Source organism: Streptomyces sp. RB17 (genome assembly GCF_009604455.1).
Classification (GTDB): domain Bacteria; phylum Actinomycetota; class Actinomycetes; order Streptomycetales; family Streptomycetaceae; genus Streptomyces.
The window spans coordinates 259,604-274,503 of sequence record NZ_WEGL01000007.1 but is presented as its reverse complement, the minus strand read 5'-3'; the positions used below and the strand labels follow the sequence as shown (position 1 = coordinate 274,503).

The following is a 14,900-nucleotide window of genomic DNA, read 5'->3' as shown; positions in this document are numbered from 1 at the left end:
TCTTTAACGGCTGAGGTTACGGCGGTTGGAAGTCGAGCCCGGTCTTGGCGATGAGACCCTCGATGAGGCGGGGCCGATACTGCATGCGTTTCAGCCGCGTCTTCACCAACGCGGTGAGCTGGTCCAGGCCGTGTTTGGTGAGGTTGGCCAGCGACCTCTTCAGGTGCGACCACACGCCCTCGACGGGGTTGAGCTCGGGAGCGTACGGCGGCAGTTGGTAGACGGTCAGCCATGATCGGGCGGCGATCAGCCCCCGCATAGTGCGGCTGACGTGCGTGTTCAAGTTGTCCCACACCAGAACGATGGGGCCGCCGAGCTGCTGGTGGGCGGCATCGAGCAGCCGGGCGTAGTCGGTCTCGGTGAAGCCCTTGCGGCGGCCTTTGGAGGGACCGCGGTCGAGGTGGATGCGGTAGATCAGCCGGGGCCGATGGCCGGCTTTGGTGCAGATCAGCGCGGCCATGGAGACACGCTTGGTGCCCGCGGCGGTGACCCGCACCACCGGGGTGTGACCCCGCCGGCCCCAGGTGCGGCCCTTGGGCGGCCTCAGGCCCCGGCCGGCTTCGTCCTCGAAGCAGAGCCAGGCGCCCAAGTGCGCCGCCCTCTTTTTATGACGGGCCACTGCTCGTCCTTCCAGGCGGCGATCTTGTCCTCGCCCCGCTCGGTGGCCTTGCGGGAGGACACCTGCACACTCCCGCCGATGCGGTGCAGCAGCAGGTCCAGCCCCGCCAGGGTGTACTCGACACCGAACTGGCGGCGCACGACCCCGGCGATCCGCGCCAGCGTCCAGCACTGGTCAGGCCAGCCGGAGGCGGCCGGGCCGGCATCCAACACCTTCTGCAGGAGTCGCAGTTGCCCTGAGTCGAGCTTGCAGCGAGCACCGCCGGGGTCCTTGGAGGCCAGGGCCTGCCGACCTCCTGAGGCCAAGGCCGGCCGCCAGCGGTTCGCCGACATCCGGGTCACCCTGAACCGCCGGGCCACCTCCCGATCACTGGCCCCGGCCTCGATCAGATCGGCGGCCGCGAGCCGGACTTGCTCACGCCGAGCCCGTTCCTCAGCCGTCAAGCCGCCGCCATCGGGATACCTCATCCTCCCGGCATAGCGCGGCCCACGACAGCCGTCACGATCCGCCGTAACCCGCACCGTTAAAGATCTCTAGCCGATGCCGATGCCGCGACCGCATTGTTGTGAGCCGGGCACTCGCCTCGTCGAGCTGCTCGTACGTCAGGGTGGTGTCGTCGTGCCGTACGGCGACGTGCGCTCCGTGCACGGCGGCGGAGTTCACCAGGAGCGTGGCGAGGTTGGGCATGACTGGGCCGTCCTCGATTCGTGTCAGTGGGTACGCAGCGGCATAACGCCACAGCCGGGGCGCGCTCTGCGCAGGCTCCGGGGGCGGATGACGTCGCTCGGTGTGACGCCGGTGCGCGGCACAGGGCGGAAGTTCGGTCCGGCTGACCGGACGGTCGTGTCGGTGTCCTCGTCGCGGGCCAGCCACATGCGCAGCAGATGGCGTCTGCGCTCCGGTGCGTCGAAGTCCTCGTACGCCGAGCGGGCGTGCAGCACCACGTGGTTGTCGAGCAGCAGCAGGTCACCGGGCTGCAGATCCAGTTCGAGGCGGACGGCGGGCGAGGCGGCCGTCGTCTCGATGAGGTCGTACAGCGCCCGATCGGCGGCCCGGGCGTCGTCCGGACCACCGTCGCGGGCAGTGTGCGCGGCGCCGGTCAAGCGGGCGCGGTCGTAGCGCATGCTGGGCCTGTCGCCGTGCCGGGTGACGAGCGGGGAGGCCAGGTACGCCTCCTCGCCGGGCGCCCGTCCCTCGTGACGGTCGAAGAGGTGGCTGGCGTACAGGCGCCCGGCGAGATCAGGGCGGGTGTCGAGCACCGCGTTGTGCACGGCGGCCGCGCCGGCCAGCAGCGTACGGTCGCCGGAGCGGGCCGGCCGCAGGCACAGCAGGCCGAGCAGGTCCGACTCGGCGGTATGGAATGGCAGCGCCGCCCGGGTGAGGGGCATGGGCGAAACCGGCCCGTCCGGCACCGGGCCGGCGTCCCGGATGTGGCAGAGGATGCGGCCATCGGAGGTCTGCGGAACGGGCCTGCCGAGGTACTGGCTGATGCCGCGCAGCACGATGCTCGCTTCCGCCTCGCCGAGCAGATCCCCCGGCACGCCCCGGAGCAGGACGAAGCCCCGTCCCTCGGCCAGTGCCGCCGCTGCGCGCTCGAGCTCGGCGGCGAGAGTGGGCAGCGGGAAGTCGGCGACGGTCATCCGCAGCAGGGTGGCGCCTCGCCCCCGGGCGGTGTGCACAGCCGTACGCAGTTCCTTGCGGTGCTCTGCGGACAGCCGCACCATCCAGTCGTCACGGTCTGCCACATCGGGGCCGTACCACAGGGCGGGACCCGTGAACGGCCTGGGCGGCGCTGTCCTCGTACCTGGAGTTTCGGCCATGGTCGCCTCCGCGAGGTCGGTGAGCCGAGCAGCTTCTTCCGGCGGTGCGGCGGTCAGGGGGCACGGCTGCCGGTCGCCGCACGGTCGTGTTGAACGGGGATGCTACGAATCACTCGCCTCCCATGCTTGACGCACAGGGACGGGAAACTTAACTTTTGGGGACCCTGCCGCCCTGGAGCGTGCCCATGAGGCCCCTTGTCCGCACCGCCGCGCTGAATGGCTACGTCGAGCTGAGCCGTTCCCTTGGTCTCGATCCCCGTGCACTGATGAAGAGCGTCGGCTTGGACACAGCGGACCTGGCCGTGCAGGACCGGTGGATCTCCGGCACGGCGGTCGTCAGACTGCTGGAGCTGTCCGCTGCTGCCTCAGGGCGCGAGGACTTCGGTCTGCTCCTGGCGGAACTACGGCGCTTCTCCAACCTCGGTCCCATCAGCCTGCTCGTCCGTGAAGAGCCTGATGTGCGCAGCGCGTTGGCACTGTTGATCCGCCATCAGCACACGTACAACGAGGTGCTGCACGCCCGGCTCTCGGAGGGCAACGGGGTGGCCACGCTCAAGGTGGATCTCCGGTTCGGCGAGTCGCAGCCGGCCCGGCAGGGCACGGAGCTCGCCGTGGGTGCGTTCCACCGCGTTCTGTGCGGCTTCCTCGGCCCGCACTGGCGCCCCTCGTCGGTCTGCTTCGTCCACCCGGCGCCACGGCACACCACCGGCCACCGCCGCCTGTTCGGTCCCTTGGTGGAGTTCGACCGCGACTTCAACGGCATCGTCTGCTACGCCGAGGATCTGGACGCCCCCAACGCCATGGCCGACGCGCAGTTGCGCAGCTACACCCGCCAGTACTTCGAGCCCGTCGCGGCTCCCAGGGAGGCGTCCGAGGCCGACCGGGTGCGCGACCTCATCGAGGCGCTGCTGCCGACCGGGCGCTGCTCCATCGAGCAGATCGCACGCAGCCTCGGCGTCGACCGGCGCACCGTGCACCGTCATCTGGCCCGTTCCGGCGAGACGTTCTCCTCCCTGCTCAACTCGACCCGCATGGGGCTGGCGGAGCAGTTCGTCGCCAATCCCAGTCGCTCCCTGACCGAGGTCTCGACGCTGCTGGGGTTCTCCTCGCTGAGTGCGTTCTCCCGTTGGTTCCACGAGCACTTCGGCACCGGTCCGCGGGAGTGGCGCAAGAGCCGGGGCGGCACGGCGACGCACGGCGGAAGGTGAGCCCGCGGGGACGCATGGCATGACGGCAGGGCCGATGGCCCGCACGCCTGTCCCCGATCGGCAAGTCACTTGTCCCCGCAAGCAAAGCAGACGCCTACCGCTCGCCCTACCGTGACACCACCGCGCAGGCGGCCGGCCTCCGGAGGGGGCGCTCTGCTGCTCCCCTGAGAGCACCCCCTCCGGACCGGCCCAAGACCGCCTGGGCCAGGTGCTCGCCACCGGCCCGGACGTCCGCTGCCGCATGCCCTGTCGTCCCGTCCCCCGCCTGCCCCGTGACGCGATCACCCCTGCGACAAGGAGAAGCACCGTGCACTTCCACGACGACTCCCTCTTCCCCGAGAACCAGGAAAAGCTGGTGATCCAGGCCGCGCCGTACGGCCCCGAGTGGCTTCCCGGCGACGCCGACGACCTACCGCTGACCATGGACGAGCACGTACAGGCGGCCGTCGACTGCTACAACGCCGGCGCGACGGTGCTCCACATCCACGTGCGTGAGCTCGACGGCAAGGGCTCCAAGCGGATGTCCATGTTCAACGAACTGCTCGGGCGGCTGCGTGAGGCCGTGCCGGACATGGTGCTCCAGATCGGCGGATCGATCTCCTTCGCCCCCGAGGGCGAGGGCGGCGACGCCAAGTGGCTCGCCTACGACACCCGCCACCTGCTGGCCGACCTCACCCCGGCGCCGGACCAGGTGACGATCGCGATCAACACCAGCCAGATGAACATCGTCGAGATCATGAACGAGGACGACCTTCAGGGCACGTCGATCGCGAAGCCGGACTACTACCGGGCCTACCGCGACATGGTCGTCGAAGCCGGTCCGGAGTTCTACCTGGAGCACCTCGAGCGCCTGCACGCGAACGGCATCCAGCCCCACTTCCAGCTCGCCCACCTGGCCCAGCTGGAGACCGTGGAGCGGCTGATCCGCGCGGGCGTCTACACCGGGCCACTGATCCTCAACTACGTGGCGATCGGCGGCGGTTTCGCCGGCCGGCACCCCGCCGACCTGGTCGAGTTCATCCGCCGTGTGCCGGACGGCGCCGTCCTGACCATCGAGAGCTCCATGCGCGCCGTGGCCCCGATGAACGCCGTCGCCATCGCCCTCGGCCAGCACGTGCGCGTCGGCAACGAGGACAACCTCTGGCGCGCCAAGGGCGAGCGGATGTCCTCCGTCGCCCAGGTCGAGCAGATGGTGAGGATCTCCGAGGCGCTCGGCCGCGAGATCGCCTCCGGAGCGGATGCCAAGCGGATCTACAAGCTCGGCGAGTACTACGCCGATGCCGACGAGACCCTCGCCCGGCTCGGCATGGTGCCCAACCGCCGCCCCGGACAGCGGGGCTTCATGCTGCGCGACGTCCAGGGCTGATCCCCGGGATCCTCACCCGGCCCTCTTCTCCATCCCTGCGACCCCCCCTCCGGGAGCTCTCCGTGGCACACGCCGTCCGCTTCCACCAGACCGGTGGCCCTGACGTCCTCACCTGGGAGGAGGTGCCCGTCGGCGACCCCGGACCGGGCCAGGTGCGCATCCGGCACGAGGCCGTCGGCCTCAACTTCGCCGACACCTACTTCCGCACCGGGCTCTACCCGGTACGGCTGCCCGACGGCATCGGCGTCGAGGCCGCCGGAGTGGTGGAAGCCGTCGGCGAGGGCGTCACCCACGTCACCCCGGGGGACCGGGTGACGTACACCGGAAGCCCCCTCGGTGCCTACAGCACCGAACGGGTCATGGACGCCTCGCACCTGATCAAGCTGCCCCCGCAGATCAGCTGCGAGACGGCGGCCGCGATGACCATGCGCGGCCTGACGGCGGCCTACCTCCTGCGCAGAATCCACCCGCTGCGGGAGGGGGACACGGTACTGCTGCACGCGGCGGCCGGCGGTGTGGGCCTGATCGTCTCCCAGTGGGCCGCACTGCTCGGCATCCGTGTCATCGGCACGGTCTCCAGCGAGGAGAAGGCGAAGATCGCCCGCGCACACGGATGCCGGCACGTCATCCTCTACCGGCACGAGAACGTCGCCGAAAAGGTGCGAGAACTGACCGACGGCGCCGGAGTACCGCTGGTGCTCGACAGCGTCGGCAAGGACACCTTCGCCGGCTCCCTCGCGTCGCTGTCCCGCCGCGGCCTGCTCGTCTGTTTCGGCACCGCCTCCGGTCCCGTACCGCCCATCGACGCCATGCAACTCGCCGTCCACGGCTCGCTGTTCGTCACCCGGCCCGCCCTCGCCGACTACATCGCCGACCCCGCCGAACGCGATGCCTTGGCCGGAGAGCTGTTCGAACACGTCGCCACGGGACGCATCAAGATCGAAATCAACCAGCGCTACGCCCTCGAGGACGCGGAGCAAGCCCACCGCGACCTGGAATCCGGCCGGACCACCGGGTCCTCGGTCTTCCTCCTGTGAGAGGGCGCACCCCGTTCCACCCAGGGAGTGAGCACCCATGCCAGACACCGTCTCGCCGTCGCTGCGGCAGGTCCCGGCGCTCGTGCGCCGGGGCACCGTGAAGGCGGAGCCGCTGACCTGCACCATCGGAGCCGAGATCACCGGCGTGAACCTCGCCGACGCGGCCCGTGACGACGACCTGTTCGCCGAGATCAAGAGCCTGCTGCTGCGGTACAAGGTCCTCTTCCTGCGGGACCAGGACATCTCGCGCGCCGACCACGTCGCGTTCGCCTCGCGTTTCGGCCCGCTGGAGGACCACCCCGTCGCCGGCAGCGACCCCGACCACCCCGGACTGGTCCGGATCTACAAGGACCTGGACAGCCCCCCGGAGCACTACGAGAACGCCCTGCACACCGACGGCACATGGCGGGTGAACCCCTCGATGGGGGCCGTGCTGCGCTGCGTCGAATCACCCCCGGTCGGCGGCGACACGATCTGGGTCAACATGGCCGAGGCGTACCGCCGGCTTCCCGATCACATCAAGACCGCGATCGAAGGGCTGCGCGCCCGGCACAGCATCGAGGCCACCTTCGGCGCCGTCCTGCCCGAGGAACAGCGCCACGCGCTGAAGGAGCGCTTCCCGGACGCCGAGCACCCGGTCGTGCGCACGCACCCCGAGACGGGCGAGAAGATCCTCTTCGTCAACGCGTTCGCGACGCACTTCGTCAACTACCACACGCCCGAGAACGTGCGTTTCGGCCAGGACTACGCGCCGGGCGCGAGCCATCTGCTCACCTACCTGATCAGCCAGGCCGCGATCCCCGAGTACCAGGTGCGCTGGCGCTGGAGTCCCAACAGCGTGGCCATCTGGGACAACCGCTCCACCCAGCACTACGCCGTCCAGGACTACTGGCCCGCCGTCCGCAAGATGGAGCGCGCCGGGATTGTGGGCGACGGACCGTTCTGACCTGCCATTTCCAAGCAGTCGAGGTGATGACAATGGAGTTTCACACCACTGCGCAGTCCACGGCCCCGACCGCATCCGCGTCGGAATGGCCCGTGTCCAGAGGCTATGCCTGGACGGTCTTCGCACTCGGCTTCGGCCTGCTGCTGTCCGACTACATGTCCCGCCAGGTCCTCAACGCCGTCTTCCCGATGCTGAAAGCCCAATGGCTGCTGTCCGACGGCGCCCTGGGTTCGCTCAGCGGCATCGTGGCCTTGGCGGTCGGCGTGCTCACCTTCCCCATGTCCCTCATGGCCGACCGGTGGGGCAGGGTGCGCAGCCTGCTGCTCGCCGCCACGCTGTGGAGCCTGGCCACCCTCGGCTGCGCCATGTCGGCCAACTACGGCGAGATGTTCATCGGCCGGCTCTTCGTCGGCATCGGCGAGGCGGCCTACGGCAGTGTGGGGATCGCTGTGGTCCTCAGCGTCTTCCCGGTCGTCCTCCGGGCCACCCTCTCCGGTGCCTTCATCGCGGGCGGCGCCTTCGGCTCCGTGCTCGGCGTCGCCGTCGGCGGCGCCGTGGCCCAGGCGGCCGGCTGGCGCTGGGCGTTCGCTGTGATGGGAATCTTCGGCCTGATACTCGCCGTGGTGTACGGCGTCGTGGTCAAGGAAAGCAGGCTGGCGCCGCGCGGGCGGCCCACCGGCGGCGAGGACGGCGCGCAAGAGCGTCGGCACCTGCGCACCCACCTGCCCCGTCTGTTCTCCTCCGTCTCCGTTGTCAGCGCCTATGTCGGCAGCGGACTGCAACTGTTCATCGCAGGCGCGCTGCTGTCCTGGCTGCCCAGCTTCTTCAACCGCTACTACCACATGACAACGGCCAGAGCGGGCGCGGTCGCCGGCGGCTATGCGATGGTCATCGGCTTCGGGATGATTTTCGGAGGCATCGTTTCCGACCGCATCAGCTCCACCACCCCGATCCGTAAGTGGGCCGTCGCCGTAGGCTGCAGCCTCGGCTCGCTGCTCCTGCTGACCCTCGCCTTCCAACTCCCCGCAGGACCGGCACAGTTGTCGACCCTGGCCGTCGGCGCTCTGCTGTCGGCCGGTTCCGCCGGACCGGCGGCGGCCATGGTCGCCAACCTGACCCCCGCCTCCATCGCGGCGACCGCCTTCGCCACCCTCACCCTGGCCAACAGCCTGCTCGGGCTGGCCCCGGGCCCCGCGGTCACGGGCGCGCTCGCGGACCACTTCGGCCTGCTGGGCGCCCTGCGTATCGTGCCCCTCGTCGCGGTCGCGGCCACGGTGGCCTTCCTGGTCGGCCGGCACTGGTACGAACGTGACCTGCTCCGCCTCAACGACTTCGCCGTGAATGCCGAGCCCAAGCACCCGTCGGAGATCCCCTCATGAGCCCCACCGCGGAACCCACCGTGGTCTTCGTCCCCGGCCTGCGCGACCACGTCGCGGACCACTGGCAGACCCTGCTCGCCGAACGCCTCGCCCAGGCAGGCCGCGCCGTCCGCACCGTTCCCCCGGCGGAGGGAAACCGACTCGGTCTGGACGTCCAGGTCAGCAACCTGGCCGCCACGCTGGCACCCCTGGAAGGACCGGTCCTGCTGGTCGCCCACAGCGCCGGGGTCATCACCACCGTGCACTGGGCCGGGCGCCACCGCGCCGACGTACGCGGCGCGCTGCTCGCCACGCCACCGGACTTCGAGACACCGCTGCCGGACGGCTACCCCACCCCCGCCGAACTCGCGGACCACGGCTGGACGCCCGTGCCCCGCGCGACGCTGCCCTTCCCCAGCCTCGTCGCCGCCAGCGCCGACGACCCTCTCGGGGCACCGGAGCGCGTCGCCGGGCTGGCCCGCAGCTGGGGCAGCCGCCTCGTGGAGCTGGGTGAGGTCGGCCACCTCAACCCGGCATCCGGATACGGCGAGTGGACCCTGGCCGAGGAACTGATCCGCACCCTGGAGTCCGACTCCGCAAGCGCGCCGCTCGCGGCGACGCCCACAGGTGAGCAGCCGTGAAGCCGGACACCGATCTGCTGTGGACCCCGGGGCGCCGCGAACTGGAGTACTCCAACGTCGCGCTTTTCATGGCATGGCTGGAAGAGACCCACGGCCTGCGCTTCGCCGACTACGCCGAGCTCTGGCGGTGGAGCTCCACTGATTCGAAAATCCACCTTCCATGTGTCCGCAGCCGCTGGTCAGACGGCTCCGTTTGTTTGAAGGGTCACGTGGTAGCCGAGTTGGTTGAGCTGGCTGACCAGGCGCCGAGTCTGCCGGGCCCGGCCGGTGCGTTCGATGAAGTAGCGGCCGCCGAGGTCGGCGTATTCGGCGTCGTGGGTGAACATGTGCCAGACGGAGATGAGGATCGAGTGCTGGAGGGCGACCAGGGCTCTCTTCTTGCCGCGGCGGGCGGTGATGCGCCGGTAGCGGGCGGCGAGGTAGGTGTCCTTGGTGCGTGAGGCGGAGACCGCGCCCTGGCCGAGGGCGGCCTTGAGCCAGGGGTCGCCGTGGCGGGTTCTGCCCGGGCCCTTTCTGCCGCCGGACTCGTTGTTGCCGGGGCAGACACCGGCCCAGGAGGCAAGGTCGGCGGCCGTGGGGAAGTGGGCGATGTCAGCGCCGATCTCCGCGAGGATCACTTGGGCGGTGCGGGTGTTGATGCCGGGAACGGTCACGAGCAGCTCGATGCGGCGGCGGAAGGGCGCGATCTGTTCGTCGATGCGCTCATCGAGCCGCTTCTCCATGGCGGTGCAGGCATCGATGCGATCGAGCATCGCGCGGGCTAAGAATGCGTGGTGGTCGGTGAAGTAGCCGGTCAGGGCCTCGATGAGGGCATCGGTCTTGCGCCGCATAGAGCCCTTGGCCAGGTCAGCCAGCAGATGCGGGTCACGGTTGCCGGTGATGAGGGCGGCCAGCATCGCCCGGCCGGAGACGCCGAGGATGTCGGAGACCACGGCAGACAGTTTGATCCCGGCGTCTTCCAGCAGCTTCTCCAGCCGCTGCGCCTCGCGGGTGCGTTCGCGGATGACCTCGGTGCGGTAGCGGGTCAGATCCCGCAGCTGCCGAATCGGCTCGGGAGGCACGAACGAGGGCCGCACCAGGCCGTGCTCGACCAGCCGGGCGATCCACTCGGAGTCTTTGACATCGGTCTTGCGGCCCGGCACTGCCTTCATGTGCCGGGCGTTGAGCAGCCAGCACTCCATCTCGTGCTCGAGCAGGTAGAACACGGGCTTCCAGTACGCGCCGGTGGCCTCCATGCCGGCCACCGTGACGCCCTCGGCGAGCAGCCAGTCCCGCATCGCCAGCAGCCCGGACGTCACCGACGAGAAGGTACGGGTCTCCCTGCGGCGGCGCTTGCCCGCACCGGGCACGCGGATCGTCACCTTCACGTCCACCTTGCTGATGTCGATCCCCGCACAGCGTTCGTGGATCACATCCATCCCCGGCACCCCCATCTCGTGACAGCCGCGGGCGCGTGACCGGCCGGCAGGGGTCCGGCAGGCGGGAGAAACTGATTCACGTGCTCGAAGCAACACATCCGGGTGCCTGGCGATGGACCCCCAGCGTCCTACTGAGACACAGGCTCGGATCGCACCAAGTTTCCTCGACGTCCGCCGGACGGCCACGCACCGATTTTCACGCCCACGGGGTGGAGCCGCCAGGCCCCCGGATTACTGAGACGGCCCCCCGGTGCCGGCACCGTAAGGTCCTGGGCAACCACCCACCAAGTTCGGACCGACCGACACCACCAGGGAGTAACAATGCCGAGCGCCCCGGAACTGCAGCCAGGGGACACCGTCCTGGTGACCGATGGCCCCTTCGCGCAGTTCACGGGGCCGGTTCGCGCCATTGACCGCGAGCGCCACCGCGTAGAACTGGTAGTGCAGATCTTCGGAGACGACACCCGCATCGATGTCCCCCTCGACACGGTCGAGAAGGTGCCCAACGCCTGAGTACCGCCCCTTAGCTTGGGAAGCGAGATTGGGCGATCACGGGGCCGAGCTGCGGGTTCCCTGGCTTGGCGCTGTGCTGCCATACTGCCCGCTCCGTGCCCCGATTCCTGTGATTTCCCGCCCGTTCTGAGTGGCACGGCCCTAGGGCTGCGCCATGCCTCCTCGATGCGAACTACGGGCGGGGCGGTCGCTGAGGCCTGCTCGGCTGGTCATTCGTGGTCTTGGGAGTGCTGCCGGTCGGCTGCGGTCTCCGCGGTTGCTGTACTCCGCTGCTGTACAGCCAGGATTGATCAACTCGTCGTCCTGCGGTAGCAATGGCGGATGATACGAGGCAACAAGATCGGCCTGCGGGCGCCGACATTCCAGTGCTCCACGCGGTTCTTTACAACGACGTGGCAACCCGGTCGCGTCAGGACCCTCGGCCCTGGCATCCGATACCACCAGGGTCGGCCCACTCTCCCTATGTAGTCGCTGAGCCCTCGGACGCTGCAGCATCTTTTTCCGTGGTGGAACTCGATTCGCAGGAACTGGTCGGTGCCGCCTCGCTGTGGGGCATCGACACGCATAACAGGTCGGCGCACCTGGGGATCTCCGTGCTCCCTGACTTCCGCGGTCGTGGGTTTAGCTCGGACATCGTCCGCGTGCTGTGCGAGTACGGGTTCTCGGTACGCGGACTGCAGCGACTGCAGGTGGAGACCATGGCAGACAACGCGCCGATGATCGCGGCGGCGAAGAGAGCGGGGTTCACGAGCGAGGGCACGTTGCGGCGCTCGGCCTGGGTGTACGGAGCATTCGTCGACCAGGTGATCCTTGGCCTCCTCGCTCACGAGTGGACTCCCTGAAGACGAGAAGTCGGGGGCCGGGCCGCTCAGTAGCCGAAGAAGTGAAGGGCCGGGTCTCTGACCTGCGCCCGTGTAATCGATCAACGCTGCGACCTGCGACTTAGATGTCGGTGGTTGTCAGCGTTGGTCGTCGTTGAGCGCCCCCGCACGGCCCAGAGACGGCCCCGAGCGGGAGGGCTAAGACAAGGACGACTGTTGGCCACTTAGCGTGCCCGACGGGTCGGCACGGTCCCTGCGACTCTCCCGGCTACGCTCGCGCGGGAGCGCCCCGCAGCGCGTGGCTGCGGGGCGTTCCTAGCGCCTAGTGGGGTTTAGTCGACTGCCTGCCCGTTGCCCGTGCCGCCCCTGCAGGTCCCGGTGTGGGGGTTGGCCGAGGTGGGGGTCCAATCGACCGTTCCGCCGCCGTCGATGCACTCACCCGGGGTGAGGGCGGCGCCGAAGCCCTGACTCGGGGTGAGGCTGGCGGCGGTGGCGGCACCTGTGAGGCCGAGTCCGGCGAGGGCTGCCGTGGCGATGCCGGCGGCGAGGATGCGTCGAATGCGCATTCGGTTCCCCTTTCACGGATTGCCTTGATTGGGGCACTAATCAGCTTGATGTTCATCCATATGGGTGGCACGTCACGTTGGGCCGTTCGGGTGACATAGCTGTCGGGCGCGTGGTCGATGGGGCGACCCGTCGGACAGCACACCTAGGTCGGCGTAGCGACTTTGGCCGGGAGCTGCTTTGGCGCGAGTGATCATGGCCCCGTAAGCTTCCGGCGCGTCGGGCAGTCTGTGGACCTGCCCGGTAAAGCACGACGTTGGGGCCATGATCTTCGAGGCTCGCGCCAAAGTGGCTGGCTAAAGTCGCGGAGCCGACCGCCCCAGCCACGACGTGTTCTGACCTTATGCACTGTGTGCCTGCCTCTTGGGCGGGAGCGGGCGGCCGGCGGTGCCGAGCGGGGCGGAGACATGAGCGCGGGCGCCGCCGGCCGCCCGCGCCCGCCCGGAGGAGTGAAGCGACGAGGGTGCTTGATGAAGTAGGGAAAGTCTTATCCCGCTGGGATGAGCCGTCGCCCGTCGTGGCTCCTCACGTGGGGGCCGTTGCCGTCCAGAGCATCCAAGAGCCGGATCGCGAAGACCTCGGACATGCGCTCTGCGACCTCGTCGGGCGTGAGCCAGTCGACGGCCGTTGACTCACTCGACGTGCGCTCGGTCCCGCCTGAAGGCTTGCAGCGGAAGACCAGGGCAACGATGCCTCGGATCGTGTTCTTGTAGACCCCGGTGAGTTCGTCCACCTCGACGTGGATGCCGGTCTCCTCCAGGACCTCGCGGGCGACGCCTGCCTCTGGCGTCTCGTTGAGTTCCAGTACACCGCCGGGGAGCTCCCAAGTGCCGTTGTCGGCGCGGCGGATCGCCAGCAGTCGGCCGTCCTCGCGCACCACTACCCCGGCCACGGACACGGAGTGCAGTGGCGTTGACTGGCCTTCCTGGGCACTGTTACTCATGTACAGGAGCATAGGAGGAAGAGAAGGACTATGGGAACCGCAGTAGGAGGTGAGAGGTCCGTACCTCGGTACGTGCAGATCGCCGAGGAGATCGTCCAGCAGATCCGGGCGGGTGTCCTCAAGCCCGGTGAAATGGTGCCGAGTGAGTCAGAGCTGGTCGACCGCTACGGCGTGTCGGGCGGGACGATCCGCAAGGCCATGGTCGAGGTGCGCGCGAGCGGGCTCGTCGAGACCCGGCACGGCAAGGGTTCGATCGTGAAGGATCGCCCGCCGGTACGGCATCGGTCCTCCGACCGCTTCCGGCGTTCGCTTCGTCAGGGCGGCAAGGCCGCGTACCTCGCCGAGTCCGCGCAGTCTGGCGCCACGGCCAAGGTCAGCGTCCTCTACATCGGCCCAATGGAGGCCCCAGAGGATGCGGCCCGGCGGCTGGGCGTTTCCGCCGGCACCCAGGTGCTTGCCCGGCGCCGCCTCTACTTCCGCAATGGCACCCCGGTCGAGACGGCTACGTCGTACCTCCCGTGGGACGTCGTGAAGGACATCCCCGAGCTGTTCGCCGAGAACCCCGGCGGCGGTGGCATCTATGCCCGACTCGAAGACCACGGACACGAGTTCGCCGAGTTCGTTGAGACGCTGCAGGCGCGTCCGGCCTCCAAAGCGGAAGCCTCCGAGCTGGCGCTGAGTGCGGGTGCTCCGGTGGTTCATCTGGTCCGGGAAGCTCGTACGAGGGAGGGTCGGGTGGTCGAAGTCTGCGACACGCTTATGGCCGCTGACCAGTTCGTTTTCGAGTACAGGATCCCCGCAGCCGACTGACGCCCGCTCAACTCTCTTCGGCCTGCCACGAGTTCTTCTTCGTGGCGGGTTGACTCATGTATAGGAGTCAGGCACTCTTCTTGCTGCGGGACGCGGTCACGTCCGAGGCACTTCGCTCGGCCGTCGCCCCGCTCATCACCTCACCCGGCGAACGCCAGCACATGGCGCAGCGGGCCCGATCCCTGGGACGCCCGGATGCCGCCGACCGCCTTGCGGAGGTGTTGCTGGACGTGGCCACCAGTTGAAGCCGGGCGTTGCACCTCACGCGGGCCTCGTCGCAGGGACTACGGGGATCCGAGGCTCATGCCACCGGAGATCGCGTAGTGGCCGGCGACGGGCGATGGCTTGGCCTGAAGTCATGCCTGGCAGGGGAGTGTTACTCCTGAATTACCCTGGCATGGGTCTTCCTTGAACTTGCCGCCCTAGGGTCGGAAGCCGCAGCTGCGAACGGGGCGGGGGTATCAATGGTTGACGGCAAGGTCCCTGGCAAGGTGCTGGACATCAAGACCGCCGACATCAAGGCGGCGGCACCTGCCTTTCACCAGGGGGCCATCGACCTGAGCAAGGCGCTGACCACCCTCATCAAGACCCTGGACGGCCTCGGCGAGCCCTGGGGTCACGACAAGCAGGGCAATCAGTTCGGCGGCGTCTACAAGCCGCACCAGAAGTCGATCGAGAGCGCGGCGGGCATCCTGGTGCTCGGCCTGACGAGTATCAACGAGGCCATGGTGGACATGGCCGACGGGCATGTGGACCACGACGAGCTCGTCGCCGGCATGTTCACGGAAGTGAAGACCCCCAAGCAGAGCGACGGTGCCGGTGAGCATTGAGTCCAA

Annotated in this window: 17 protein-coding genes; 10 read left to right on the top strand and 7 right to left on the bottom strand. The window is 68.9% G+C overall.

Annotated features, from left to right (window positions below; genetic code table 11):
• Positions 1-16: 16 nt before the first annotated feature.
• Genes SRB17_RS29715 through SRB17_RS29700 form a run of 4 tightly spaced genes read right to left on the bottom strand, consistent with a single transcriptional unit; the run spans position 17 to position 2,439 of the window.
• Entirely contained in the window at positions 17-547 is a 531-nt protein-coding gene (locus SRB17_RS29715) for a transposase (RefSeq protein WP_416237103.1), read from the bottom strand.
• The gene (locus SRB17_RS29710) at positions 544-1,086 is read right to left on the bottom strand and encodes a winged helix-turn-helix domain-containing protein (RefSeq protein WP_153543238.1); all 543 of its coding nucleotides are present in this window, start codon (positions 1,084-1,086) and stop codon (positions 544-546) included. Before SRB17_RS29710 ends, SRB17_RS29715 begins: the two co-directional genes overlap by 4 nt.
• Positions 1,087-1,117: 31 nt before the next feature.
• Positions 1,118-1,306 (bottom strand): hypothetical protein, encoded by a 189-nt coding sequence (locus SRB17_RS29705; RefSeq protein WP_153543237.1) that lies wholly within the window; start codon positions 1,304-1,306, stop codon positions 1,118-1,120.
• 23 nt (positions 1,307-1,329) lie between these two features.
• Positions 1,330-2,439: a TauD/TfdA family dioxygenase gene (locus SRB17_RS29700; RefSeq protein ID WP_153543236.1), complete on the bottom strand. Its 1,110-nt coding sequence runs from the start codon at positions 2,437-2,439 to the stop codon at positions 1,330-1,332.
• Between the two features lie 185 nt (positions 2,440-2,624).
• Between SRB17_RS29700 and SRB17_RS29695 the strand changes: the two genes are divergently transcribed.
• The 6 genes from SRB17_RS29695 (at position 2,625) to SRB17_RS29670 (ending at position 8,995) form a co-directional block, all read left to right on the top strand.
• The gene (locus SRB17_RS29695; RefSeq protein WP_153543235.1) at positions 2,625-3,647 is read left to right on the top strand and encodes an AraC family transcriptional regulator; all 1,023 of its coding nucleotides are present in this window, start codon (positions 2,625-2,627) and stop codon (positions 3,645-3,647) included.
• Positions 3,648-3,954: 307 nt separating this feature from the next.
• Complete coding sequence (locus tag SRB17_RS29690; RefSeq protein ID WP_323376416.1) at positions 3,955-5,013, top strand: 3-keto-5-aminohexanoate cleavage protein; 1,059 nt, start codon at positions 3,955-3,957, stop codon at positions 5,011-5,013.
• A gap of 62 nt (positions 5,014-5,075) precedes the next feature.
• Positions 5,076-6,050, top strand: coding sequence for a quinone oxidoreductase (locus tag SRB17_RS29685; protein ID WP_323376415.1), 975 nt, complete (start codon positions 5,076-5,078; stop codon positions 6,048-6,050).
• A gap of 37 nt (positions 6,051-6,087) precedes the next feature.
• Positions 6,088-6,996, top strand: a complete 909-nt coding sequence (locus SRB17_RS29680; RefSeq protein WP_153543234.1) for a TauD/TfdA dioxygenase family protein — start codon at positions 6,088-6,090, stop codon at positions 6,994-6,996.
• Between the two features lie 92 nt (positions 6,997-7,088).
• Complete coding sequence (locus SRB17_RS29675) at positions 7,089-8,375, top strand: MFS transporter (RefSeq protein WP_323376414.1); 1,287 nt, start codon at positions 7,089-7,091, stop codon at positions 8,373-8,375.
• Positions 8,372-8,995: an RBBP9/YdeN family alpha/beta hydrolase gene (locus SRB17_RS29670; RefSeq protein ID WP_153543232.1), complete on the top strand. Its 624-nt coding sequence runs from the start codon at positions 8,372-8,374 to the stop codon at positions 8,993-8,995. Before SRB17_RS29675 ends, SRB17_RS29670 begins: the two co-directional genes overlap by 4 nt.
• Positions 8,996-9,174: 179 nt before the next feature.
• Here the strand turns inward: SRB17_RS29670 and SRB17_RS29665 are convergent, their stop codons facing one another.
• Positions 9,175-10,413: an IS110 family transposase gene (locus SRB17_RS29665; RefSeq protein ID WP_153543231.1), complete on the bottom strand. Its 1,239-nt coding sequence runs from the start codon at positions 10,411-10,413 to the stop codon at positions 9,175-9,177.
• A gap of 321 nt (positions 10,414-10,734) precedes the next feature.
• Here SRB17_RS29665 and SRB17_RS29660 point away from each other — a divergent pair, with 321 nt between their 5' ends.
• Positions 10,735-10,926: a KOW motif-containing protein gene (locus SRB17_RS29660; RefSeq protein ID WP_153543230.1), complete on the top strand. Its 192-nt coding sequence runs from the start codon at positions 10,735-10,737 to the stop codon at positions 10,924-10,926.
• Between the two features lie 314 nt (positions 10,927-11,240).
• The gene (locus tag SRB17_RS29655; protein WP_153543229.1) at positions 11,241-11,768 is read left to right on the top strand and encodes a GNAT family N-acetyltransferase; all 528 of its coding nucleotides are present in this window, start codon (positions 11,241-11,243) and stop codon (positions 11,766-11,768) included.
• Positions 11,769-12,079: 311 nt separating this feature from the next.
• On the opposite strand, the gene SRB17_RS29650 is transcribed toward SRB17_RS29655, so the two are convergent.
• Positions 12,080-12,313: a hypothetical protein gene (locus tag SRB17_RS29650; protein WP_153543228.1), complete on the bottom strand. Its 234-nt coding sequence runs from the start codon at positions 12,311-12,313 to the stop codon at positions 12,080-12,082.
• Positions 12,314-12,798: 485 nt separating this feature from the next.
• A complete protein-coding gene (locus SRB17_RS29645) occupies positions 12,799-13,266 on the bottom strand; it encodes an NUDIX hydrolase (protein WP_194294180.1) in 468 nt (155 codons plus the stop codon).
• Between the two features lie 18 nt (positions 13,267-13,284).
• On the opposite strand from SRB17_RS29645, the gene SRB17_RS29640 reads away from it, so the two are divergent.
• Complete coding sequence (locus tag SRB17_RS29640) at positions 13,285-14,064, top strand: GntR family transcriptional regulator (RefSeq protein ID WP_153543227.1); 780 nt, start codon at positions 13,285-13,287, stop codon at positions 14,062-14,064.
• 464 nt (positions 14,065-14,528) lie between these two features.
• The gene (locus tag SRB17_RS29635; RefSeq protein WP_153543226.1) at positions 14,529-14,894 is read left to right on the top strand and encodes a hypothetical protein; all 366 of its coding nucleotides are present in this window, start codon (positions 14,529-14,531) and stop codon (positions 14,892-14,894) included.
• Positions 14,895-14,900 lie beyond the last annotated feature (6 nt).

Bases quoted from the DNA above. Each gene is read 5' to 3' on its own strand.
- SRB17_RS29655 (WP_153543229.1), top strand. From the start codon at position 11,241: ATGGCGGATGATACGAGGCAACAAGATCGGCCTGCGGGCGCCGACATT.
- SRB17_RS29710 (WP_153543238.1), bottom strand. From the start codon at position 1,086: ATGAGGTATCCCGATGGCGGCGGCTTGACGGCTGAGGAACGGGCTCGG.
- SRB17_RS29660 (WP_153543230.1), top strand. From the start codon at position 10,735: ATGCCGAGCGCCCCGGAACTGCAGCCAGGGGACACCGTCCTGGTGACC.
- SRB17_RS29635 (WP_153543226.1), top strand. From the start codon at position 14,529: ATGGTTGACGGCAAGGTCCCTGGCAAGGTGCTGGACATCAAGACCGCC.
- SRB17_RS29700 (WP_153543236.1), bottom strand. From the start codon at position 2,439: ATGGCCGAAACTCCAGGTACGAGGACAGCGCCGCCCAGGCCGTTCACG.
- SRB17_RS29680 (WP_153543234.1), top strand. From the start codon at position 6,088: ATGCCAGACACCGTCTCGCCGTCGCTGCGGCAGGTCCCGGCGCTCGTG.
- SRB17_RS29650 (WP_153543228.1), bottom strand. From the start codon at position 12,313: ATGCGCATTCGACGCATCCTCGCCGCCGGCATCGCCACGGCAGCCCTC.
- SRB17_RS29695 (WP_153543235.1), top strand. From the start codon at position 2,625: ATGAGGCCCCTTGTCCGCACCGCCGCGCTGAATGGCTACGTCGAGCTG.
- SRB17_RS29640 (WP_153543227.1), top strand. From the start codon at position 13,285: ATGGGAACCGCAGTAGGAGGTGAGAGGTCCGTACCTCGGTACGTGCAG.
- SRB17_RS29665 (WP_153543231.1), bottom strand. From the start codon at position 10,413: ATGGATGTGATCCACGAACGCTGTGCGGGGATCGACATCAGCAAGGTG.
- SRB17_RS29670 (WP_153543232.1), top strand. From the start codon at position 8,372: ATGAGCCCCACCGCGGAACCCACCGTGGTCTTCGTCCCCGGCCTGCGC.
- SRB17_RS29645 (WP_194294180.1), bottom strand. From the start codon at position 13,266: ATGCTCCTGTACATGAGTAACAGTGCCCAGGAAGGCCAGTCAACGCCA.
- SRB17_RS29705 (WP_153543237.1), bottom strand. From the start codon at position 1,306: ATGCCCAACCTCGCCACGCTCCTGGTGAACTCCGCCGCCGTGCACGGA.